The sequence below is a fragment of the Pirellulales bacterium genome, from assembly GCA_036267355.1.
Lineage (GTDB): Bacteria > Planctomycetota > Planctomycetia > Pirellulales > DATAWG01 > DATAWG01.
Genome location: DATAWG010000109.1, coordinates 1 through 22,643, shown reverse-complemented (window position 1 = coordinate 22,643; position 22,643 = coordinate 1). Strand labels below are relative to the sequence as shown.

24 protein-coding genes are annotated in these 22,643 nt (G+C 60.6%); 11 read left to right on the top strand and 13 right to left on the bottom strand.

The features are described 5' to 3' along the window. Nucleotides 1–48: 48 nt before the first annotated feature. From VHX65_17320 to hypA, 12 genes are all read right to left on the bottom strand, one after another. The gene (locus VHX65_17320; protein ID HEX4000315.1) at nucleotides 49–603 is read right to left on the bottom strand and encodes a YceI family protein; all 555 of its coding nucleotides are present in this window, start codon (nucleotides 601–603) and stop codon (nucleotides 49–51) included. Continuing rightward, complete coding sequence (locus VHX65_17315) at nucleotides 603–836, bottom strand: hypothetical protein (protein ID HEX4000314.1); 234 nt, start codon at nucleotides 834–836, stop codon at nucleotides 603–605. The genes VHX65_17320 and VHX65_17315 overlap by 1 nt, the downstream gene beginning before the upstream one ends. 29 nt (nucleotides 837–865) lie before the next feature. Further along, entirely contained in the window at nucleotides 866–1,399 is a 534-nt protein-coding gene (locus VHX65_17310; GenBank protein ID HEX4000313.1) for a hydrogenase maturation protease, read from the bottom strand. Between the two features lie 36 nt (nucleotides 1,400–1,435). Continuing rightward, a complete protein-coding gene (locus VHX65_17305) occupies nucleotides 1,436–1,753 on the bottom strand; it encodes a hypothetical protein (protein ID HEX4000312.1) in 318 nt (105 codons plus the stop codon). 52 nt (nucleotides 1,754–1,805) lie between these two features. After that, nucleotides 1,806–2,954 carry a hypothetical protein gene (locus VHX65_17300; protein ID HEX4000311.1) on the bottom strand — a complete coding sequence of 383 codons (1,149 nt, stop codon included), beginning with the start codon at nucleotides 2,952–2,954 and terminating at the stop codon, nucleotides 1,806–1,808. Continuing rightward, nucleotides 2,951–3,625 (bottom strand): DUF6084 family protein, encoded by a 675-nt coding sequence (locus VHX65_17295; GenBank protein HEX4000310.1) that lies wholly within the window; start codon nucleotides 3,623–3,625, stop codon nucleotides 2,951–2,953. Before VHX65_17295 ends, VHX65_17300 begins: the two co-directional genes overlap by 4 nt. Next, nucleotides 3,618–4,310 carry a DUF5947 family protein gene (locus VHX65_17290; protein ID HEX4000309.1) on the bottom strand — a complete coding sequence of 231 codons (693 nt, stop codon included), beginning with the start codon at nucleotides 4,308–4,310 and terminating at the stop codon, nucleotides 3,618–3,620. Before VHX65_17290 ends, VHX65_17295 begins: the two co-directional genes overlap by 8 nt. Further along, a complete protein-coding gene (locus tag VHX65_17285) occupies nucleotides 4,307–4,906 on the bottom strand; it encodes a NifU family protein (GenBank protein HEX4000308.1) in 600 nt (199 codons plus the stop codon). The genes VHX65_17290 and VHX65_17285 overlap by 4 nt, the downstream gene beginning before the upstream one ends. 53 nt (nucleotides 4,907–4,959) lie before the next feature. Continuing rightward, nucleotides 4,960–6,756, bottom strand: a complete 1,797-nt coding sequence (locus tag VHX65_17280; GenBank protein HEX4000307.1) for a nickel-dependent hydrogenase large subunit — start codon at nucleotides 6,754–6,756, stop codon at nucleotides 4,960–4,962. Between the two features lie 149 nt (nucleotides 6,757–6,905). After that, nucleotides 6,906–7,970, bottom strand: a complete 1,065-nt coding sequence (locus VHX65_17275; protein HEX4000306.1) for a hypothetical protein — start codon at nucleotides 7,968–7,970, stop codon at nucleotides 6,906–6,908. A 130-nt stretch (nucleotides 7,971–8,100) separates the two neighbouring features. Next, the gene (hypB, locus tag VHX65_17270) at nucleotides 8,101–8,823 is read right to left on the bottom strand and encodes a hydrogenase nickel incorporation protein HypB (protein ID HEX4000305.1); all 723 of its coding nucleotides are present in this window, start codon (nucleotides 8,821–8,823) and stop codon (nucleotides 8,101–8,103) included. Further along, entirely contained in the window at nucleotides 8,804–9,169 is a 366-nt protein-coding gene (gene hypA, locus VHX65_17265) for a hydrogenase maturation nickel metallochaperone HypA (protein ID HEX4000304.1), read from the bottom strand. The genes hypB and hypA overlap by 20 nt, the downstream gene beginning before the upstream one ends. Nucleotides 9,170–9,639: 470 nt before the next feature. Between hypA and VHX65_17260 the strand changes: the two genes are divergently transcribed. The 3 genes from VHX65_17260 to VHX65_17250 all read left to right on the top strand — a co-directional run bounded on the left by VHX65_17260 (nucleotide 9,640) and on the right by VHX65_17250 (nucleotide 12,213). Next, a complete protein-coding gene (locus VHX65_17260) occupies nucleotides 9,640–10,845 on the top strand; it encodes a protein-L-isoaspartate(D-aspartate) O-methyltransferase (protein HEX4000303.1) in 1,206 nt (401 codons plus the stop codon). A 315-nt stretch (nucleotides 10,846–11,160) separates the two neighbouring features. Continuing rightward, nucleotides 11,161–11,511, top strand: a complete 351-nt coding sequence (locus VHX65_17255) for a 2Fe-2S iron-sulfur cluster-binding protein (GenBank protein HEX4000302.1) — start codon at nucleotides 11,161–11,163, stop codon at nucleotides 11,509–11,511. A gap of 402 nt (nucleotides 11,512–11,913) precedes the next feature. After that, nucleotides 11,914–12,213 carry a P-II family nitrogen regulator gene (locus tag VHX65_17250; protein ID HEX4000301.1) on the top strand — a complete coding sequence of 100 codons (300 nt, stop codon included), beginning with the start codon at nucleotides 11,914–11,916 and terminating at the stop codon, nucleotides 12,211–12,213. A gap of 185 nt (nucleotides 12,214–12,398) precedes the next feature. Here VHX65_17250 and VHX65_17245 read toward each other — a convergent pair whose 3' ends face one another. Beyond that, entirely contained in the window at nucleotides 12,399–15,512 is a 3,114-nt protein-coding gene (locus tag VHX65_17245) for a hypothetical protein (GenBank protein ID HEX4000300.1), read from the bottom strand. Between the two features lie 222 nt (nucleotides 15,513–15,734). Between VHX65_17245 and VHX65_17240 the strand changes: the two genes are divergently transcribed. The 8 genes from VHX65_17240 (at nucleotide 15,735) to VHX65_17205 (ending at nucleotide 22,548) form a co-directional block, all read left to right on the top strand. Then, nucleotides 15,735–16,319, top strand: coding sequence for a Maf family protein (locus VHX65_17240; protein HEX4000299.1), 585 nt, complete (start codon nucleotides 15,735–15,737; stop codon nucleotides 16,317–16,319). 239 nt (nucleotides 16,320–16,558) lie between these two features. Further along, nucleotides 16,559–17,350: a DeoR/GlpR family DNA-binding transcription regulator gene (locus tag VHX65_17235; protein ID HEX4000298.1), complete on the top strand. Its 792-nt coding sequence runs from the start codon at nucleotides 16,559–16,561 to the stop codon at nucleotides 17,348–17,350. Nucleotides 17,351–17,512: 162 nt separating this feature from the next. Continuing rightward, nucleotides 17,513–18,241 carry a phosphate propanoyltransferase gene (locus VHX65_17230; protein ID HEX4000297.1) on the top strand — a complete coding sequence of 243 codons (729 nt, stop codon included), beginning with the start codon at nucleotides 17,513–17,515 and terminating at the stop codon, nucleotides 18,239–18,241. Between the two features lie 74 nt (nucleotides 18,242–18,315). After that, nucleotides 18,316–18,621 (top strand): BMC domain-containing protein, encoded by a 306-nt coding sequence (locus VHX65_17225; GenBank protein ID HEX4000296.1) that lies wholly within the window; start codon nucleotides 18,316–18,318, stop codon nucleotides 18,619–18,621. 116 nt (nucleotides 18,622–18,737) lie between these two features. Beyond that, the gene (locus VHX65_17220; protein HEX4000295.1) at nucleotides 18,738–19,007 is read left to right on the top strand and encodes a BMC domain-containing protein; all 270 of its coding nucleotides are present in this window, start codon (nucleotides 18,738–18,740) and stop codon (nucleotides 19,005–19,007) included. Nucleotides 19,008–19,078: 71 nt separating this feature from the next. Beyond that, the gene (locus VHX65_17215; protein ID HEX4000294.1) at nucleotides 19,079–20,428 is read left to right on the top strand and encodes an acetate/propionate family kinase; all 1,350 of its coding nucleotides are present in this window, start codon (nucleotides 19,079–19,081) and stop codon (nucleotides 20,426–20,428) included. Nucleotides 20,429–20,656: 228 nt separating this feature from the next. Beyond that, a complete protein-coding gene (locus VHX65_17210) occupies nucleotides 20,657–20,971 on the top strand; it encodes a EutN/CcmL family microcompartment protein (GenBank protein HEX4000293.1) in 315 nt (104 codons plus the stop codon). Nucleotides 20,972–21,111: 140 nt separating this feature from the next. Beyond that, nucleotides 21,112–22,548: an aldehyde dehydrogenase family protein gene (locus VHX65_17205; GenBank protein ID HEX4000292.1), complete on the top strand. Its 1,437-nt coding sequence runs from the start codon at nucleotides 21,112–21,114 to the stop codon at nucleotides 22,546–22,548. Nucleotides 22,549–22,643: the final 95 nt, after the last annotated feature.

Genomic DNA, 22,643 nt, shown 5'->3' with positions numbered 1-22,643 from the left:
ACCTTCCCTTGCTGGCGCTGCGGGCTCCGGACCCGGGGCTCCAGGAGTTTAACTCATGGCGAAATCGAAGGTCAGCTTCACTTCTTCTTTGAGAGTTATCGTGCCGGCGAGGGCCGAGATTTTTTTCATGCGGAAGTCGCACAGGCGAATCGACGTTTCGCCGGTGAATCGCAATTTGTTTTCGCTCGTGCGAACCGTCGCTTCCATGGCATGGTTCTTGGTCACGCCATGGAGCATCAGTTCGCCGTTGATCCGCAGCCGAAACCAGCCTTCGGTCACCTTGTCGGATGCAATTTCCGTGCTGCGATACGTGATTTGCGGATATTTTGTCGTTTCCAGCACTAGCGAACGCATTTGCCGCTCGATTTCTTCGCGATCCGCGGCTTTCACATTGTCGGTCAATTCCAAGCTCTGTGCTTTCGCATCGACCTCGATCGAAGCTGTCCCGGGGGATTCCGCATCGAATTCGAGCTTCGCCGAAAAATTGCGCACCGCAAACGTCGGATTATGCGCGAACGACGAGAGCAAGCCGCCGGCAAATGCTTGCACGGAAAACCGGCTCTGGTCGTTCGCCGCTACATAGGTTGCCACGGCAGTGGTCATCACATCGATCGGATTTTCAAATACCGCTCGAGATCGGGAAGCATCCCTTTCGCGGCGGGCAGCGGATTTCCCTCGCTGTCTTTCGTGGCCGCCTCGACGCTCGAATGCAGCAGTTTGCGGATCTTGGGGAACGACAAGATCATGCCGGCGCCGAGCGTGATCAAAGCCAATCCGCCCGCCAATCGCATGATGTCCTTCGGTTCTTGTTCTTCGACGATTTCGGAGATGTCCATAACCGGTGCTCCTGAAATGATTGATTGCCTTAGGTGTTGCTGCCGCTCCGAACGGCATCGGCAGGTTCATTGTAACAAAGAATTTCAGCGACCAGACGATCGACCACGCGGATCGCTTCCTCCACGCCCGCGGCAACGGCCGGGCTCAGACCAATGCGGCCTTCATTTTCCGGACCGAAATCGGCCGGCTCGCAACCGACGATGAGCACCCGATTGAACCGGCCATCCATCGCTCGAACCAATTGAAACACTTTCATCGGGTTCATCGCATGCGTGTCGACCGGCAGTTCTTTCACGCTCGGATCATTCAGCGCGCCGAGATCGGGCTCGATGACATAAACCGTGCCGGGCGGTCCGCCTTGCGGAGTGGCATCGACCAGGATTGCAACGTCGACGCCGTCCATCAGCGCGAACGCGACATCGAAGCCGCGTATGCCGTAATCAACGACCCGCACTCCCGCCGGCCACGACCGCCCGGCCAACCGGCGAGCGACTTCGCTGCCGAAGCCGTCGTCGCCCAGAAATATGTTGCCGATGCCGGCGATGAGGACGGTTGGAGGCAAGGCTGAGGGTGAGGGTGAGGGGTCAGGAGAACGGGGTTAGTTGTCGATGGGATGCGGCTTGGGGAGCGGTTCGACTTCGTCGAGGGCGAAGAAGAAGCGGTGGCCGGGTTGGCGGAGCATGCCCAGGTCGCGGCCCGGATCGTCGTCGAGCACGATCGCCAAGTGAATCTTATCGTTGAAATCTTGTTCGATGGCCTCAATCTGGCCGATCTTGCCGGCCAAGGCGAGGTCCATAATGTCCGCTCGGCCCGAAGGCGCAAGCCGTACACGATCGCCAGCTTTCAATTCGATTCCGGCGACCCGGCACGATTCGACGCGGCGATTTTCGTCGGAAAAATCCCAAGGGGAGGACATCGGAGGAAGGGTGAGGGTGAGGGTGAGGGGTTAGGAAGCACGGGCACGCGGTTTATGCGGTCGAAGGGTCGGGGACTGTTTGGGGTTGGTTGGGGTGCAGATGGCGCAGGCCGCGGATGGCGCCGTGCAGTTTTGCTAATTGGTCGGGGGGGAGATTTTCGGTGCGCTCGAGGATCGCTCGGGTGCGGTCGTCGAGCGAACGCATTTCCTGTTTTTCCTCGTCGCTGAGCGACATGATCCGCAATGTCAGAATCTCGTCGATTTCGGTGCCATCGAATAGTTCTCCCGCGCTCTCTGGCGCGATCTGAGGATAGTCGTACAAGATGATCGGCGAGGCGAGCAGAAACTCGCGCCGCGGCTCCGTGCCGACCAAAACGGGCCACGCGCCGACGTTCTTGCAGCCCGCGGCGGCCTCGCTCCAACGCGGAGGCGGATCCATCAGCGATACGAACTCAGCGCCGCGGCAGGCCAGGATCATGTGCGTCGAAGCCATCGCAAATAGCGCCGCTTCATCGCGCGTCGAGTTCGCGGCATTTTCGATCGGCGTGTTGTTGCGCACCACGGCGCGCAGGCGAAACAAGCCGGCGGCGACGGCTTCGGCCGAGATTTCGATCTCGCCCTCGATACGCTGCTGCCGGCGGACGATGACGGCGTCCGGCTCGCCGTCCCGGCCGCGATGCGTCTCGAACTTGCGATTGGCCGGAAAGCTGAACTCGCGCCGTAGCGGTTGCGCGGCGATCTCGGCCAGGGAAACCGATGCGACGGCAAACTCTCGTTCGATCGCTTCTTGCCACGTGTAAATGGCTTGGCCAGCGACGACGGCCGACTCGACCACTTCATAGCGCGGCTCGCGCTCGGACCCGGTTTCGCCCTGCGACTTTGTGTCGGATGAAATCACTCGTCCCACTTCGCGGAGCGAAATCTGCAAGCAGCGCAGCTTGAGATCGACGGTCGCGTGCCGGCCGGCTTCGCTGCCGCCGGCTTCGCTGCCGCCGGATATGCTGCCGCCGCAGTCGATCAAGCATTCGGTCTGCATGATCCAAGCATCGGAGCCGCGGCTGGCTTCGCTGTACGCCTTTGGAAACAGGCCACCGAAGTTCCATCGCTGCCGATTCTTCACCGCCGACGCGCGATACGGATACAGAACGTATCCCTCGTAGAGGACGGCATCGGCGACTTGTTCGATCGCTTGAAAATTCATAACGGCGCCCTCTCGGCAGCGAGCGGATCAAGCTCATCGCCGGCGGCGTCGAGCAAGCGCTCGATGGCTTGTTCCCAGGTGGGAATGCCGTGCTGCACTTTGAAGCGGCAGAGCCGGTCGTAGGCGTCCGTTCGCAAGCTGAGCCATGCGCTGTTGGGATAATGGATGTCCATCATCCGTTGCCAGACTGCCACCGGCAGCCGATGCCGCGTTTCCTTGTCCCAGGGGATTTGGCAGACCTGCAATTCGCCGCCGCCATCGCGATAGAAGACACTGCCGCTGAACAGCAGGATGAGCGGCACCTCGCCGTCGGCCAGGCCATGGAAGTATTTCGTCGCCGCGACGTTGAAATCGAATGTGCAGGGAACCGGCAAATCGGCGACAACGCTGCCTAAAAACGGCGGCACCTGGGCGCTGGCGTGCGTCCAGAGCATGCCGCGCAGCGTTTGGTTCCAGCGGTCCGGCTCTCCGAACAGGTCTTTCAGATGCGCCTGTTCCTCGGGCGAATAGCGGCGGCGCGTGCTCTCGATCTGCAATTGGCAACGCAGGGCGATGCTTTGAATTTGTTCTTCCGGATCGGCGTTGGTGATTCGCAGCTTGAAAATCAGTAGCGGTGAAATCGAATGCCGATCCGCCTCGACCGCTTCGACCTGGAAATTCAACTCAGGCATGGTCGATTTTCTCCATGCCCCGGCCGCGCACGGGCGTTGCCCGCTGGCCGAGATCGGCGAAGAACCGTTGGATGTGGCCCCACACTTCAGCGCCGCCCGACAGCCCGCGCCACTGCATTCGCAGCACGCCGACGAGCTTGTAGCACTCGTCGATGGGGGCCAAGAAATATTCCGGCTCGGAAAATCCGCTCTGCGGCGCGAGCCGATTCACCAGCAGCGCCTCGACATCCGCTTCCATCGTCGCCAGCAGCGGATTGTCGGCGACCATGCCGGTCCAAGATTCCAGCGTCAGCAGCGACTCGACCGGCCCGGCCGGACTGGGATAAATCGCCACCACGCGTTCGGCAGGCGTGCTGTGGAAGAAGAATGCCATGTTGATCGGAATCAACAGATCGTTCCATTGTGCGTCGGAGAGTTGAAAATCGACCAGGCGGCGAATGCGGCGCGGGACGCGGCGATATTTCATCTGCGCCGGATTGTCGAACAATAGCGCGCAGGCATCGCAGGCGCAAACGATCCGGCGAGTGGCCGGTTCGACCAGATGCGGATGCACCTCGGGCAAAAGCATGGCGCACATTTCACAATGTTCGCCGCGCTGCCGCTTGGATGTGTCGCTGGCGGTCTTGACGAACTGGCGAAGCGCGGAAAATCCGGCCGCCCGACGGATTGGTTCGGAAGGGATCATGATTCTTGGCCGCTATCGGCGGGCAGCGGCTCGGCCGTCGGTTGCCCCGAATGCGCCGCCATTGCCAAAGGAGCCAACGGAACAAACACGGGCGCGGGCTTCGCCGGCACCACGCCTTCGACGGTCAACCCGGCCGCATCGGGCGCGTGTTGGGCAAGCGCTTCTTCGATCGCCAATTTAAGCGTCAAGGACGACGAAGGGCAGCCATTGCAACTGCCGTCGAGCCGCAAGCGGATTACACCGTCGTCGACACCTAGCAACTCGACGTTGCCCTTATGCGATTGCAGATAGGGTCGCACTTCGTCGAGCGCCTTGCGCACTCGCGTTTCGAAGTCGAGTGGATGTAAGCCGTGCAACAAGAGCAGGCTGGCAACAAGCGGATCGGCCGCGAAGCCAGCGATCAATGGATCGCCGCCGGCGGCGCTGTCGCACGTGAGTTCCATCATCCGATTGAGGCCGGCGCCGTGCACTTCCAGCAACAATTCGACGAGTTTGAGGGCCCGATCGCGAAAAGCCGGATCGGCCCCCGCTTGGATTTCCTGAACCAACTCCTCGATCTGTCCCATCCGCTGCTGAAGTTCTGATTCTTTGGACATGGGCAGCGGGAGGGTGAGGGTGGGGTGAGGGGACAGTGGGCGGAAAGGCAATTCTACCCATGTTGGCCGAACATTGGGGAGTGGTGCACGTCGAGCTGCTTGCCGTTGCCGAGGTACATATGCACTCCGCAGGGGAGGCACGGGTCGAAGCTGCGCACGGCGCGCATGATATCGATCCCTTTGAAATTGTCGGGCCCATTTTCTTCGAAAATCGGCGTATTCTGCACCGCATCTTCGTAGGGACCCGGGGTGCCGTATACGTCGCGCGGGGCGGCATTCCACGGCGTCGGCGGATAGGGATGGTAATTGGCGATCTTGCCGTCGCGAATCACCAGATGATGCGACAACACACCTCGCACCGCTTCGTGGAATCCGCAACCGATTGCCTCGTCCGGCACCTTGAATTCCGTCCAAGTCTTGGTCCGGCCGGCGTGCAGTTCGGCGAGCGCCTTTTCGACGAAATGCAGCGCACACGCCGCGGCATAGGCCTGGAAGAATGTTCGCGCCCGGTCGCGCTCGATGGCATTGCTCCACTTGGGGATGTGCCATTCGAATTCGGCGTCGGGCATCGTGGCCGACTTCGGCAAGTAAATCTTGACGCTATGGCCCGTGGCCTTGATATAGCCGATGTCGACCTTGCCGGCCAGCGCGGTGGACCAGAGGCGGGCGATCGGGCCGCCGCCGGTGTCGAGAGCCAAATGGTCGCCGGTGCGCTTGTCGTACCAGCGGGGCGACATGACCCAGGTGTATTTCCCGTCGAAATTGCGCTTTTGCGGGCGCGGCACCGTGGTCTGATTCCAGGGATGCCGCTGGTCGACCGGGTTGCCGAGCGGATCTTCCTTCACGAATGTTTCGCCGTCTTCCCAGTCGTCGTAATACGAACTGCCGAGCAGGATGCGGATGCCGAGATTGATGTCCACCAGGTTATTGGTCACCGTTTGTCCGTCGACGATAATGCCGGGCGTGACGAACATCGACTTGCCCCAGTGGTCCATGTTCTTGTACTTGTAGTCGCACACGTCGGGGTCGTTGAACGAGCCCCAGCAGGCCAATAGAATCCGCCGCCGGCCGACTTCTTCGTAGCCCGGCAATGCTTCGTACCAGAAATTGAATAGGTCTTCATGCAGCGGCAGACAGCGCTTCATGAATTCGACATAGCGCATCAGCCGCACCAGATAATCGGTAAACAGCTGCACGCTCGGCACGGTGCCGACTCCGCCGGGATAGAGCGTCGATGGATGCACATGCCGGCCTTCCATCAGGCAGAACATTTCGCGCGAGTAGCGGCTGACAACGAGCGTTTCGCGATAGAAATCGCCGCTGAAGGGATTCAGGGCCCGCATGATGTCGGCGATCGTGCGATAGCCGTGCAAATGGGAATTCGGAGCCGGCGTTTTTTCGGCCTTGGCCAACACGCTCGGATTGGTCTCCTTCACCATCTGCTCGCAGAAATCGACGCCGACCAGGTTGTCTTGAAAGATGTTGTGGTCGAACATGTATTCGGCCGCCTCGCCCAAGTTCACGATCCATTCGCCCATCGCCGGCGGACGGATGCCGTAGGCCATTTGTTGGGCGTAGCAGGAGCAGGTGGCGTGGTTGTCGCCGCAGATGCCGCAGATGCGGCTGGTGATGAAATGCGCATCGCGCGGGTCTTTCCCCTTCATGAAAATGCTATAGCCGCGAAAAATCGACGAGGTGCTGTGGCATTCGACGACGTGACGATTGGCGAAATCAATTTTCGTGAAAATCCCGAGGCTGCCGACGATCCGCGTAATCGGATCCCAATTCATCTCGACGATGTGCTTCGATCCACTTTCAGCCGACTTTTGCGGGCGGGTTGCTGTGGCCACGGTATTCGCTCCTTCCCAGAGGATTTCTTACGAGTGAACGGGCGGGCGTGTTGCGTCGCAAGGCAGAGGGGGACAGTCCTGGACAGTCCCCGTTTTTCTCCGAGGACCACGAAAAACCGGGCCAGTCCCCGGCGGTTTTGAAACTGCTCTTAATAAGTCGACGGTTCGTAGCCGGTTGTAAGTTGCCCGCGGCGATGCCGCCACTTCGGCTCTTTGTTCAACGTGTGGTTGGTGATGTGGCGAAGGCTCGTGACCATCTTTCCATACACCTTCGACGCGGCCGACGACAACTTGCCCCCTGGCGGCTCATCCATGAACGGCATGAACTTGTCGGGGAAGCCCGGCATGGTGCAGCCGATGCAAATGCCGCCCACATTTGGGCAACCACCGATGCCGGCCATCCAGCCGCGCTTCGGAACATTGCAATTCACGACCGGCCCCCAGCAGCCGATGCGCACCAGGCATTCGGGCTTGCCATACTCTTGCGTAAATTCGCCTTGTTCGTAGAAGCCCGCCCGATCGCAGCCTTCATGCACCGTCTTCGAGAAGAGCCATTTCGGCCGCAGGCATTCGTCGAGCGGAATCATCGGCGCCAAGCCGGCTACCTGATAGAGCAGATAGAGCAAGGTTTCCATGAAGTTGTCGGGCTGGACCGGGCAACCCGGCACGTTCACGATCGGCAACCCGGCTTTCGATTTCCAATCCCAACCCAAATAGTCGGCCAGGCCCATCGCGCCGGTCGGATTGCCGGCCATGGCATGGATGCCGCCATAGGTCGCGCAAGTGCCGGCGCCAATCACCGCCAGCGCCTTCGGCGCCAAGCGATCGATCCATTCGTTGGTCGTGATCGGCTGCTCGGTGGCGTGATCGGTGCCCATGGCGGCCCAATAACCCTCGGCCTTGATCGATTCGTTCGGGATCGACCCCTCGACCACGAGCACAAACGGGTCGAGCTTCCCTTCCCAGGCCATATACCAGTATTTCATGAAATCGTCGCCGACTTCATACGCCAGAACCGGGTTGTGCAAATGCACCTTGGGCAGGCCGGGAATCGCTCCCATCACGACGTCTTCGACGCTCGGCTGCGAAGCTGCGGTGATCGACACGGAATCGCCATCGCAGCCCAAGCCCGAAGTCATCCAGACGACATGAATTTCTTTCACCGCCGGCGGATGCTGCGTTTTGCGTCCATAGGGAACGTTGGTATCGACCATAATTTCACCTGATTGTGATTGGGTGAACGGTTGTTGGCTTGGCTAAGGATCGACCGAACGATAATTCCTCGACGACCCCTCTCGTCTCGCGGCAGAGGCAGCGTGAGGGGGCTGAGCCTAAATTACCGCCTCATTCTCCGCAAAGTTGCTCTGCAAGCAGGGGGGTCGATTCTTCGACTGGCGGCATCGCGCGCCGCTTTTGTTCGAGCCGCCTGCGCAAGTATTCCAGCCATGTGTCCATCCCCGCGCCGGTTCGCGCCGAGATTTGTATTACTTCCGCCCCCGGCCGGGCCAACTGAATATTTCGCAGCGCCAAGTCAAGATCGAAGCCAACCGCGTCGGCGATGTCCATCTTGCTCAGCAGGACAACGTCGGCGGTGTTGATCAGTGTCGGGTATTTGAGCGGCTTGTCTTCCCCTTCGGTCACGGCGAAGAGCAACACGCGCAAATCCTCGCCGAGATCCCAACTGCTGGGGCAAACCAAGTTTCCGACGTTTTCGATAAACAGGAAATCGAAGCGGCTCATATCCCAGTTGTGCAGCGCGCTGTGTACCATTTCCGCTTCGAGATGGCACATCGTGCCGGTCAGAATCTGCTTGACCGGAGCGCCGCTCGTGGCCAATCGGAGGGCATCGTTTTCGGTGGCCAAATCGCCGACCACCGCTGCCGAGCGATAGCTTCGCTGAAGCGCCGCGAGCGTGTGTTTCAGCAATTCAGTCTTGCCCGCTCCTGGCCCCGACACCATGTTCGTGACAAACACGCCTCGCCGCGCGAATTCCTCGCGCATCGAGCGCGCGAGTTCGTCGTTCTTTTTCAATATTTTCTGGCGAACTTCAACGATTCGCGGGGGCATATTCATCGACCTCGACAGACACAAGTTCCAATTCACGACCGCTCAGGATCTCAGGAGTCGGACTGCCACAGGTCGGACAGCAGAAGAGATAATCGCCGCCGACCGTCTTCGTCGCATCGCATTTGGGGCAATGCACGGTCAGCCCGACGCTCTCGATTTCGAGCGTCGCTCCCGCGCACGGCGTATCTTCCGCAGCCAACTCAAATGAAAATTCGAGCGCCTCTTTTACGACCCCCGACAACGCCCCAACTCGAACGAACAGCCGCGTGACCCGCTCGCACCTATCACGGGCGGCGGCTTCGCAGGCTAGTTCGATCAAGCTCTGGGCAATCGAAAGTTCATGCATGGCAATTTAAATCGAACGGCGAAACGAGCCCCTTTCGAGGATGAGCATTTCGCAGCCTTCCCACGGCATCGATCCAAGAACACGCAACCGTCGGCCGCTGACCGGAAAAGCCCCGGCCCCAACTGCATACGGTATACCGCACTCCTGCTCCGGCGGCGAGTAGAGCTGATCCCAATAGCGCAGTCGCCGCCTCGCTCCGGTTCGGGGAGTGCCGGAACGATCGGCATTGCCCTGGAACCGTAACCAAAGCGAAGGCGCCGACAAGAAACATCCGAGGGATTGGTTTTCAAAATTGCCCTCGACACGAAAAGGCGAATCGGTTGATCGAATTGAATGCAGACTGGACGTTTCGATGCCAGCGTTCGGCGTGGTGCCGTGCTATACTGTGTTGAACTCTATCGGTGCCGCCTTTTCCTCATCAAATGGGCCCACGATCCATGCCGATTCGATTCGCTGTCCGCCTTTGCTCGATTGCTTCGCTGCTTGCTTGCTGCTGCTGGACCTCGGCTGCTACGGCTCAGCGACGCTCCCCGCAAGCGTTCGAGCAAGCGCGGAATAGGATGGTCGACGACGAGGTGGTGGGAGCGGGAATCACCAATCCGCGAGTCGTTGAATCGATGCGCAAGACGCCCCGGCACGAATTCGTGCCGATCAAGCTGATCGATAGGGCTTATTTCGACATGTCGCTGCCGATCGGCGAACATCAAACCATCTCGCCTCCGATGATGGTGGCCTATATGAGCGAGCAGCTCGACCCGCAGCCGACCGACCGGGTTTTGGAAATCGGTACCGGCAGCGGCTATCAAGCGGCCGTCCTTAGCCCGCTGGTAAAAGAGGTGTATTCGATTGAAATCGTCGAAGCGCTGGGCAGGCACGCCGCGCAAACGCTCAAGCGGCTGAAATATACCAACGTGATCACGAAGATCGGCGACGGCTATCTCGGCTGGCCCGAGCACGCTCCGTTCGACAAGATCATCGTCACCTGCTCGCCGGAAACGGTCCCCCAGCCGCTCATCGATCAGCTTAAGGAAGGAGGGCGGATGGTCGTGCCGGTCGGCGAGCGGTATCAGCAGGTGTTTCATCTGTTGAAGAAGGAAAATGGCAAGCTGATCAACGAAGCATTGCGGCCGACGCTCTTCGTGCCGATGACCGGCGAAGCGGAAGAAAAGCGCGAGAAGAAGCCTGACCCGGCGCATCCTCACTTGGCCAACGGCAGCTTCGAACAGTTGGTCGGCGCCGGAGGCCAGCCGGTGGGCTGGTATTACGTGCGGCAGATGAAAGTCGTCACCGGCCCCGGCGCTCCGGATGGCGAGCGCTGCGTGACATTCACCAACGACGTGCCGGGGCGCGGCAGCCGGGCCTTGCAAGGTTTTGCCGTCGATGGCCGCAAGGTGCATGAATTGAAGATTTCGTGCATGGCACGGTGCAAGGACGTTTTTCCCGGGCCGACACCCGATCAGACGGCGCAGCTCGCGGTGATTTTCATGGATGAGAATCGCGGATCGGTCGGCAGCGTATGCGTGGGGGGATTTTGGCGCGGCTCGTTCGATTGGCAAGAGAAGTCGGGCACGTTCAGAGTGCCGGCGAAAGCACGCGAAGCGATCGTCACCATCGGCCTCTTGGGCGGCACCGGCGAAGCGTCGTACGACAACGTGCAGGTCGAAGCCGTCCGGTAGGCCAGGCTTTCCAGCCTGACTGCAGCGTGGGAAGGGCATTTCGGCCGACCATCGCACGCCTACCGCGCCCCGCCGCGCGAGGCACCCTCCGAGCCCGAAGCGAGCAAGGAAGTTCGTCGTTCGTACCCAGACGGCTCTTTGTCCGCGCCTTTCATCGCCCCCGGCGTCCGTGCTTGCGCTGCGGGCTCCCGGGCGCTACCGTCGGGCTGGAGAGCCCGAACTACGGTCGCGCTAGATTTTTTGCGGCTATCGCATTACCATAGACCGCTTCGAGGGGATTCTTTCGACTGTCTTTCAGCCTTAGGTGTGCGGTTCATGCCGATCGTCAATTTCGTCAATGAGAAGAAGGAAATCCAGGTGCCCGCCGGAGCCAACCTCCGCAAAGAGGCCATGCGGGCCGGGATTCAAGTTTATCCGGGTATTAACAAGCTGCTGCACTGCCCCGGCATCAGCACCTGCGGAAGCTGCCGGGTGCTGATCACCAAGGGGATGGAAAACGCCGGCCCAATGACGTTCATGGAAAGAATCCGGCTGCAAAAACTATCGATGGCCTACATCGGCCACGAAGACACGATGCGACTCAGTTGCCAGACGACCGTCAACGGCGACATGACCGTGATCACCAAACCGCCGCTCGATTTGTATGGCGAGAACTTTTTCAGCTAGGCCGCGCCCCGCGGGTTATACTAGCCCGAAGCGTTGGCGAGGACGAACCCGCTCGTTGTGCTGCCTCGCTAACGCTTCGGGCTAGTGTGCAGCACTGCGTCGCGGGCGCTTCGGGTTTGTGTGGCGACACTAGCCCGAAGCGTAAGCGAGGAACGAACTGCCGCAAGATCACACATCACACGAACCCCACAGCGCGTACGTCGCCATTGAGCCTGACTTTGATAATGGAAATTGATTTGGAACTAGTTCGAGAAACGCCGAACCGATCTCGGGCGTGTTTTCCATTTACTAAGTCAGGCTCAATAGATCAACATCGAAGAGAAGGCAACGTTCTATCGCAATGCGCCCTTGCTAACGCTTCGGGCTAGTGTGGTTGACCCTTAAACCGACGCAGTCCATCCTGTGAAACAAATCGTCGCCATCGTCAAGCCGTATCTGGCTGAGCGAGTGTTGGAGGGGCTCAAGCGGGCGCCGCTCGAGGCGTGCAGCGTCAGCGAAGTGAAAGGCTATGGCCGACAGAAAAGCTATCTCGACCAATATGGCGACAGCGAATATTCGCTCGCCTTCCTGCCCAAGGTGGAAATCACGCTCTGGGTCGACGATGCGCGGGCGGAAGAAATCGTCCGCCGCATCGTCGAAATCGCCCGCACCGGCCGCATGGGCGACGGCAAAATCTTCATGCTGCCGGCCATGGAAGCATAGTGCCGGTGTGCCACTGGCCATCGCAGTCGGCCAGTGCGAGCGCCGCAGGACGGACCACTCGCCAACATCGTCTCCCGTCCGTTCCCACGATTCGGCAGTTACTTGATAGTGACCGAACTCGCCGGCCGGCACTGCAGACTTCGCTTGCCAGTGGCGGACGCTGCGGGCGCGAACACGCGGCCGGTTTACGTCTCGCCGAAAATCCGCTCGAAACGGCTGCGATTTTCTTCGCGCAGCCATTGCCAGTCGGCCAAAAGAGCCGCCGTGTCGGCGTAGTTCAGCAGCCGGGCCAGCTTGGCTTGCTCGATTGGGTCGTCCGGCAATTCGTTTCGGGCCGTGGGAGTCATCAAGCGCAAGCGGCCTTCGATCGTGCGCAGCGTCGTATAACTGGCAATAAGAAATTTGAAATCGTGGTCCGAAAGCAGGCCGGCGGTATGCAATGCGGCGAGCGCATCACGAGTGCCGGGCACTCGAATCGCCTCGTTTTCGGCGCCGAATTTCAGTTGCAGCATTTGCGCGATGAATTCGATATCGACGATTCCGCCGGCGCCGCGCTTGATGTCGTTCGGCTTGGCCGCTTCTTGCAGTCGCAGCCGCATCCGCCGCATCTCGGCCGCATTGCCCGCTTGCCAAAGAATGCCGTATATCGAGTTGGCTACAGCAACGAGCGTGCGCGCCGCGGCGGCCGGCGACCCATAAACCACGCGCGCCTTGCAGAGCGCTTGTCGCTCCCAAAGCTGCCCATGCCCCTCAAGGAAATAGCGCTGCAATTCATCGAGCGAAGTGGCCAGCGCGCCGCTTCGCCCGGTCGGCCGCAGCCGGGGATCGATTTCATAAAGGCGGCCGTTCGGCCCAAGCTGGCTGGCCACCTTGATGATCCGCTGCCCGAGTTCGCTGAAGAAATGCTGGTTGTTGGTGGTTTCGCTGCTGCGGCGCGTTCGCCGGGCATGAAACGTCACTCCCTCGGCCTCGTAGAGAAAGATGAGATCGAGATCGCTATGATAGTTCAATTCCCTGCCGCCGAATTTACCCATCGCCAATATGACGAATTGCGAAATGCGCCCGGCGTCGTCGCCGGTGGCGATCAGCGGCTCGCCCAGCTTTGCCGCGAGGCGTTGATATTCCTGCAGCGTGATCCGCCGCAAGCAGGCCAGCGCGATGTCTGAAAGGGCGCCGGTCGTGGCATGAATATCTTCCTTGCCCAAAATATCGCGCACGCCGACGCGCAATTGCTGAGCGCTTTTGAAGCTATGCAAGATCGGATCGAGATCTTCGGCCGCGTGGGTCAGATCGCCGAGGCTGGCTTCCATTGCTTCGAGCGTCGGCAGCTTGTCCAACACCAGGCTGTCCATCAGTTCGTCGATCATGCCCGGGTTGCTGGTGAGCAATCCCGACAAGAACGAACTGAGCGCACATAGCTCGACATACAGCCGCAGCGACGGCGGATTGAAGCTGAACAATTCCCACAGCACTCCCTTGCCCCCCAGCGAATCGCTCACCTTGCTGAGATTCACGAGCGTCGCATCGGGATCGGGCGTGACCGCGATGGCCTTGAGAAGCCGCGGCGCGATGGCCGCCAGGAAATGCCTGCAGCGCCGCGTCGACAAAAAGCGAATCTTCTCGCGGCTCAAGGCCATCAGGTTCTGATAGGCCTCGTGGATATTGCGGAACGGATACCGCGCGAGCACCTCCACCACCCGCGCGCTGGGCGGATCGGGATCGAGCACCAAGTCGATTTCAGGCTCCGGCTGATGGTCGTCGGCAAATGCGTCGTGCAGCAAGTGATCGAGAATCTTGCGATTCAATTCAGTCTTTTGCTTATAGTCGGCGAGAAATGCCTCGAGAGCCGCCCGGGCCGGCCGGCCGCCATAGCCCATGCGAATCGCCAACCGGCGCAATTCCTCGGGCGACTCGGGCATCGTGTGCGTTTGCAAGTCGAACATGATTTGCAGCCGATGCTCGATCTTGCGCAGAAAACCGTAGTTGTCTTCAAGGATCGTCCGCTCTTGATGCGTCAGGCAGCCGGCGTCTTCGAGCCGGGCAATCGCGTCGAGCGTGTTGCTGGTCCGCAAGGGGGGCAAGTCGCCGCCGTTGAGCAGTTGCAGAAATTGGATGGCGAATTCGATATCGCGAATTCCGCCGCGGCCGGTTTTGACGTTGCGGTCGTCGGCCCCTTCCCGTTCGCTGCGCTTTTCGATCCGCCGCTTGAGGGCCTTGATGCCGGCGATGTCGGCTCGGCTCAAATACCGGCGATAGATCCACGGCTCGAGTTGCTTGAGCAGCTCTTGCCCCAATTCCAGATCGCCGGCCACGGGCCTGGCTTTGACGAACGCCTGCCGCTCCCAAGTTCGGCCCAACAGGTCGTAATAGTGCACCGCGCTTTCGAGGCTGATGACGACCGGACCATGCTCCCCTTCCGGCCGCAACCGCAAATCGACCCGATAGCAAATACCCAACTCGGTCGGCTCGGTCAGCAACCGCACGACCTCGCGAGCCAGGCGGCCGAAAAATTCGCTATTGGCGATCGGCCGAAGGCCGTCGGTCGTGCCGTCGACGTCGTAGAGAAAGATCAGGTCGATATCGCTCGAATAGTTCAGCTCCACGCCGCCGAGCTTTCCCATCGCGATCACAACGAATTGAGCTCGCTCGCCGTCGGGGCCGCGCGGGATGCCGCGCTTCGCTTCAAGATTGCGCCGCGCCCCGGCGACGGCCGCTTCGAGAATCGCATCGGCGAGATAAGAGATTTGACGAGTGACGGTTTCCAACCGCTGGCCGCGAATCATGTCGCCGTAGCTGATCCGCAACGTTTCGCGGCGCTTGAACCGCCGCAGCGCCGCCATCACCATCAATTCATCGGTGAGCGTGGCCACCTCGGCTTGTAGTTCTTCGACCAGCAGATCGCGCCCGACTGCTTGGCCTTCGGTCATCCGCAGCAGATCGTAGCTTTCCGAATCGGTGATGATCAGATCGCTGAGATACTGGCTCGTCGAAAAGATCTGCAACAGCGTCGGCAGCGCCTCGGGATCGCGCTCGAACAGCGAACCGAGAGACAGCGGGTTTCGCGCCGAACTCACGAACCGATCGACGTTGTTCAGCGCCATATCGGGATCGCTGACGCGCGGCAGATGCTCGGCCAATTGATCGCAGATCGTGGCCAGCAGATCGAGCGTCAGGCCGGAGGTGGCCATGCGCACAAGGTTGCCGTGCCCGCGCCGGATATCGCCTAATTGCCAGGGACTGAGCCAGCCATCGGACTCGGCAGGATGGTCTAGATAATGATTAAGTTGCTCGATCTGCATCGCATTGCGGTGTGGATGCGGGCGACTGTAAAGACCGGGGCGGTGGGGGGAATAGAATCCAGTCTAATCGACCGCCCGCCACGGCGAAAGGCCGTGGCAAGTTTGCAGAACCGGCCGCGCATCGCGGTTTCCACCAGTTCCGCCGCACCGCCGCATTGCGGTACGATAGGGACCGAAACGATTCCGGATGCCGATGGTCCAGCACAGCGATTCGGACAGCCCATGCCTCCACGCCGACCCAAACTGATCTTGGCAAGCCGATCGCCGCAACGGCGGCAGTTGCTCGCCGCGGCGGGTTATGAATTCGAGATCGTGCCGCCGCTGGATGTCGACGAATGCGGAATTTGTAGCCGAAAGAGCCCGGCTGAACTAGTCGCCCGGCTGGCATTGGAGAAAGCGTCGGACGTGGCGGTTCAAGTCGGCCAGGGACTGATTCTGGCCTGCGACACCGTCGCCGAATGTGATGGACAGGTGCTCGGCAAGCCGGAAAACGAATCGCTGGCGCGGCGGATGCTCGAAATGCTCAGCGGACGCGAGCACCGAGTACTGAGCGGCGTCTGCCTCTGGAAACTGCCGGAGCGCGATCCGCTGATCCGCATTGCCATGACGCGACTGAAAATGGACCATCTGTCCCCGGCCGATCTGGCCGCCTATGTCGAAAGCTGGCAATGGGAAGGCAAAGCCGGCGGATTCGGCTATCAAGATCGCCTGGGCTGGGTGAAGGTGCTCGAAGGCAGCGAGTCGAATGTGATCGGGCTGCCGATGGAGCTGCTCGGCGAAATGATAGAACAAATCGCCAAGCCCTGAATTCCTGGAAGAATGTGGCATTTTTCTTCCATCGTCTTCACGAAGTAGAATCGCGGCCAGAGAGAATGATCGCCGATTTGTGCCCATATTGGCCGCCTAAGAGGCCCGAGTTTTCCGGGTTGGTGACAAACTCGTGAGCGAATTTCTGAATCTTTCATATGTACGCAACAATTTGCTTGCATTGGTGATAGTTTTATGTCAAACTCTATCAAGAGGAACGAGCTCGGAGGGTTTTCCCGGTGGCATTGGCCGAAGAAAGGCGAAACCGACTGCTCGAACTCGTCCGAATGCGGGGGTTTGCGTCGCTACCCGAATTGGCTGACCAAATGGGCGTTTCCGAATCGACGATCCGTCGTGATTTGGATCAGCTCGAAGGGATCGGCTCCGCCAAACGGACGCACGGCGGGGTGTTTTACACCGGCACTTCGCCACAGCTCCCCCCTTTCGATGAGCGGCAACCCGCGCAATGGGACAAGAAACGGCTGGTCGCGCAGCGGGCAAGCCAGTTGGTGCAGAATGGCGATACGCTCCTGCTCGACGGCGGCTCGACGACCTACGAGGTGGCCCGGTTGCTCGTCGGCCGGCCCTTGCAGATCGTCACCAATTCGCTCCCGGTGGCGAACCTGTTCGCCTCGGCCGCGAATACGGACTTAGTAGTGCTCGGCGGCTATGTGTATCCGCGGACCGGCGTGACGCTCGGCCCCTATGCCAACCACATGCTCGCCGGCCTGAGCGTTCGCAAGACAATCCTGAGCGTGGCGGGGATCAACGAGCGGGGGTTTTTCAACAGCAATCTGCTGCTGGTGGAAACCGAACGGGCCATGATGCGTTGTGCCGAGGAGGTGATTGTCGTTGCCGACAGCACGAAATTCGGCCATCAAAGCCTCGCGAATTTGTGTCCCTTGGATGCCGTTCATTGCCTGATCGTCGACGACGAAATTGAAGCGAAGTGGACGCAGCGGTTAAGCGACGCCGGACTGAATGTGCTGATCGCGGAAAAACCAATGGATACTCCGGCTGAAAGCAAATGATTCACGTGGCCGAGGCGTTCACGCCTGGGACCGCGAACCGACTGAAAAAACCGTTGCGGCGCCGTTCACGGGGCTTACCCTCCTGCGGCTTTAGCCCCTGAAGGGGCAACAAGTTTGATTTGGACCCTCGGAAGCCAGGCGTGAACGCCGGGCTAGATAAAGATGTCCAGCACCGTTGCAACCACGTTTGACCGCTCCAGCGTCGAACGAATCGTGCGCGATATCATAACGGCCCGCGGCGCCGGCGTCGGGGCGACCCAGCAATTGCCGCAGCCACCGGCGAAATTGCAGACGCCGAATCTTGTGGTGAGCATTTCGGCCCGGCATTGCCATCTGACCGACGAGCACGTGGAAACGCTGTTCGGCTCTGGCCACAAGCTCACGCCGATGAAAGACCTCTATCAAGACGGCTTTTTTGCGGCCGAGGAAACGGTGATGGTCGTCGGACCGCGCCGGCGGATGTTGCCGGCGGTGCGCGTGCTCGGCCCCACGCGCCCCTACACGCAGGTCGAATTGGCCTTCACCGACGCCATTTCGCTCGGCCTGGAATTGCCGGTGCGGATGAGCGGCAACGTGAAGGCGACGCCCGGCTGCGTGCTGGTCGGCCCGAAAGGGGTCGTGGAATTGAAAGAAGGCGTGATCCGCGCCGAGCGGCACGTTCACATGAACTTCGAACACGCGGCCTATTACGGCGTGAAAAACGGCGGCCGCATGAGCCTGCGAATCGAATCCCCTTGCCCGACCGTGTTCGACGACTTGGTGGTGCGCGCCGACGCCACCAGCAAGCTGGAAGTGCATCTCGACACCGACGAAGGCAACGCCGCCGATTTGGACCACGCAACAAGAGTAGAACTGTTTATTAGGGGCGAGGGACGAGGGGCGAGGGACTAGAGAAGAAAGCAAGTCTTCCTGTCCTCGTTTCTCGGCGCTCGTCCCTCGCCCCTAACCCCTTTTTGGAGCTAACCATGGCAAAAGTGATGGAAGCATTAGGCATGATCGAGACAAAGGGCTTCGTGGCCCTTGTCGAAGCGAGCGATGCGATGATGAAGGCCGCCAATGTCCAGTTTCTCGGTTGGGACAAAGTCGGCAGCGGATTGGTGACCGCGTTTGTCACCGGCGATGTAGCGGCCGTCAAAGCGGCGACTGATGCCGGAGCGGCCGCGGCCGGCCGGATCGGCGAAGTTGTCGGAGTGCAAGTCATTCCGCGTCCGCACGACGACATCGGCATCGTTCTGCCCCCGCCGGGCAAAAAAGCCGCCGGCGGCGACTGATTGTAGCAGGCACACTCCGTGTGCCGTCCGCCCCGCTCTTTGCCCCAGCGACCGAGAGCGGTCAGCGCGCGATTGGCTCTCCACGAAAAACCTCATTTCCCCAGAAAGATTCAAACATGCAAAGTGCAATCGGATTGGTCGAAACCAAGGGGCTCATCGGATTGGTCGAAGCGACCGACGCGATGGCCAAAGCGGCCAACGTGCAAATCGTCAAGCGGGTTTCGATCGGCGGCGGACTGGTCACCACGGTCGTTTCGGGCGATGTCGGCAGCGTGCGCGCGGCGGTCGAAGCCGGCGCCAATGCCGCGTCGCAAACCGGCGAACTAGTGTCCAGCCACATCATCCCCCGTCCGGCCGAAGGATTGACCAACGCTTTTTTGGGATAACATCCCCGTCCGCACGGCCCCCGGCGAATGTTGTGTCCGTTCAAACTGCCGACAACTCCAATCGAACTTCGATGAAGATCCTTGTGGCCAACTTGGGCTCCACCAGCTTCAAGTATCGGCTGTTCGACATGGCCGACGAGCGGCAGCTTGCTCGCGGAGGCGTCGAGCGGATCGGTTCGCGCTCGGGCGCTGCCGATGCGCCGCAGAGCCGTTGGTTTGCCGAGATCGGATCCAACCGCAGCGAAGGCGTGGCACTGGTGCCGGATCATGCGGTCGCGGTGCGACAATGCTTGGAACACCTGACGGATCCGAACGGCGGCTGCCTGCACGATGCGGGCGAGGTGTCGGCCATCGGATTCAAAGCGGTGCATGGCGGCCGGCTGAGCGGCGTGCAGCGAGTGACTCCGGAGGTGCTCGCGGCGATGGAGGAGATGAACCACGTCGCCCCGGCACACAACCCGCCGTATGTCGCGGCGATGCGATTGCTCAGCGAGCGATTGCCGGGAATTCCGCTGGTGGCGGCCTTTGAAACCGGCTTTCACCAAACGATTCCGCCGCGGCTGCGAAATTACGCGATCCCGCAGAACTGGGCCGAATCGCTGCACATCGAGCGATGGGGCTTTCATGGAGCGAGCCATCGCTATATCGCCACGCGCACCGCACAGCTCGTGGCCGGCGAGCCTTCAGCTCCCCTCGCCTCTGGCGGGAAAGTGGCCGAGCCATCATCTCCCCTCTCCCCTGGCGGGAGAGGGGCCGGGCCGTCAGCTCCCCTCTCCCCTGGCGGGAGAGGGGCCGGGGGTGAGGGGGCCAGTGCAAACGATCTGCGGATCATCTCCTGCCATCTCGGCGGATCGAGTTCGGTGTGTGCGATTCGTGGCGGACGGAGCGTGGCCACGAGCATGGGAATGAGCCCGCAATCGGGATTGCCGCAGAACAATCGTGTCGGCGATTTCGATCCGTTTGCCTTGCCGTTGATTGTGCAGCAAACCGGCAAATCCCTCGACGAAGTGCTGCACGTTTTGGCCGAACAAGGTGGCTTGCTTGGCATCAGCGGCACTAGCGGCGACGTGCGCGATTTAGAAACCGCCGCCGCGGCCGGCGACGAGCGAGCGCAATTGGCGCTGGATATATTCACCACCAGCGTGCGGCACTACCTGGGCGCCTATCTCGTGGAACTCGGCGGGGCCGACGCGATCGTCTTCACCGGCGGAATCGGCGAGAACAGCGCGGCAGTGCGCAGTGCGGTGTGCCAGGGGCTCAAATCGCTTGGGATCTTGCTCGACGCCGAACGAAATACGTCGGCCCGTGGCGAAAGCCGTATCGACGGCCCCGACAGTCGCGTGCAGCTTTGGATCATGCCGACCAACGAAGAATTAGTCGTCGCCTGGCAATGCAAACAGTTTTTGGAATCGGCAGCGTAATCGCCCCGAAGCCCACAGCCCCGGTAAGGAAAAGACACAAGCCCGAAGCGCTAGCGAGGTCGTAACACAAGCCCGACGCGTTAGCGAGGTCGTAACACAAACCCGAAGCGTTAGCGAGGTCGTAACACAAGCCCGAAGCGTTAGCGAGGGAGAACCTTCTCGCGGCGCTCCCTCGCTAACGCTTCGGACTAGTGTGGCCGGGAAATTGTCACCGCGAAGGAGTCAACCATGTTCGTCGCCAAGGTAACCGGGGCCGTCGTCGCCACGCAGAAAGTGGCCACGATGGTCGGCCATAAACTGCTGGTGGTCGAACCATATCGGCTCGAACCGCAACAACGCGGGTCGCTGGTGACCACCGGCCGGACGTTCGTGGCGGTCGACACGGTCGGCGCCGGCCAGGGCGAGTTCGTGCTGATTACCCAGGGCTCGAGCGCCCGGCTCACGCCGGAAACCAAGAGCTTGCCGATCGACACCGTCATCATCGGCATCGTTGACAAAGTGCATGTCGACAGCCAATGCGTCTTCGAAAGAGAAACGTCGTAGCGGCAACCCAATTCGGCTCGTCCGAACAATAACTTCTTCACAGCCCTCGCAGCTTGCGGGAGCGGGCAGGGTGAGGGAGTTCAAAACAAACGGAACTTATTTTTCGGCCGATCCTTAGCCACCCAACGGAATTATCTTCCATGCAAGCGACCGAAGAATTGATTCGCTCCGTGGTCGAGCAGGTGCTTTCGCAACTCGGCCCGCGGGCCCATGCCTCGAACGGATCGAGCTTCACCGGCCGGCACGGCGTCTTCACCTGCGTCGACGATGCCGTTGCCGCGGCCACCGAGGCATTCGAGCAACTAAGCGAACGGAGCATTGCCGATCGCCGCCGCATCATCGACCATATCCGCCGCATCTCGATCGACGATTCAGTCGAGCTGGGCACGATGGAGATGGAAGAGACCAAGATCGGCCGGTTGCCGCACAAAATCGAAAAGCTGAAAACACTCGGCGAGCGCACTCCCGGCGTCGAATTTCTGACCAGCGAGGTGTTCAGCGGCGACAACGGGCTGGCGGTAATCGAACACGCTCCGTTTGGCGTAATCGGAGCGATTACGCCCGTCACCCATTCCTTGCCGACAATCACCGGCAACGCCGTTAGCATGATTGCCTCGGGCAACACGATGGTGGTCAATCCGCATCCGAGCGGCAAGCGCGTCGCTGCCGAGGGCGTGCGGCGATTCAACCAGGCGATTTATCGCGACCTGGGAATCGACAACCTGATTTGCGTGATCGCCGAACCGACAATCGAATCGGCCGATGCGATTTTCAATCATCGCGGCGTGAAGCTGATCTGCGTCACCGGTGGGCCGGCCGTTGCCCGCGCGGCGCTGCGCAGCTCGAAACGGGCAATCGTGGCCGGGCCGGGCAATCCACCGGTCGTCGTCGATGAAACAGCCGATCTCGACCGCGCCGCCCGCTGCATCATCCAAGGGGGCGCGTACGACAACAATCTATTGTGCATCGCGGAAAAGGAAGTGTTCGTCGTCGGCGACGTGTTCGACAAGATGATGGCGGCGATGGATCGGGCCGGGGCCGTGCGGCTCGGGGCGAAGGAAGTCGACGCCCTGACACGCGTCGCCATCGCCAGCGTCGGCGAGGGGAAAGACCAACACGATGTGCCGGCCAAGGAATTCTTGGGACAAGATGCGGCGGTGTTGGCGCGCGGCATCGGCAAGCAAATCTCGCCCGACGTCGAGTTGCTGTTCGGCGAGACCGACGAACACAATCCGTTCGTGTCGGTCGAGCAGATGATGCCGTTCGTGCCGTTCGTCCGCTGCCGCGATGTCGGGGAAGCGATCGAAAAAGCGAAGTTCTATGAACACGGATTTCGCCACACCGCGATCATCCACTCGAACAACGTCCGCAACATGACGCACATGGGCCGAGTGATGGACACGACGTTGTTTATCAAGAATGGCCCATGCATGGCCGGCTTGGGCCTCGGCGGCGAAGGCTATTTGTCGTTCTCGGTGGCCACGCCGACCGGCGAAGGCGTCACCACCCCGCTGACGTTTACCCGCCAGCGCCGCTGCACGATGGTCGACGATCTGCGAATCCTCGGAAAGGCGTAAGAACACTAGCCCGAAGCGTTAGCGAGGAAGAACCCCCTCGGCGCGCTCCCTCGCTAACGCTTCGGGCTAGTGTGCGGAGCGGTTTAAGAAACTGG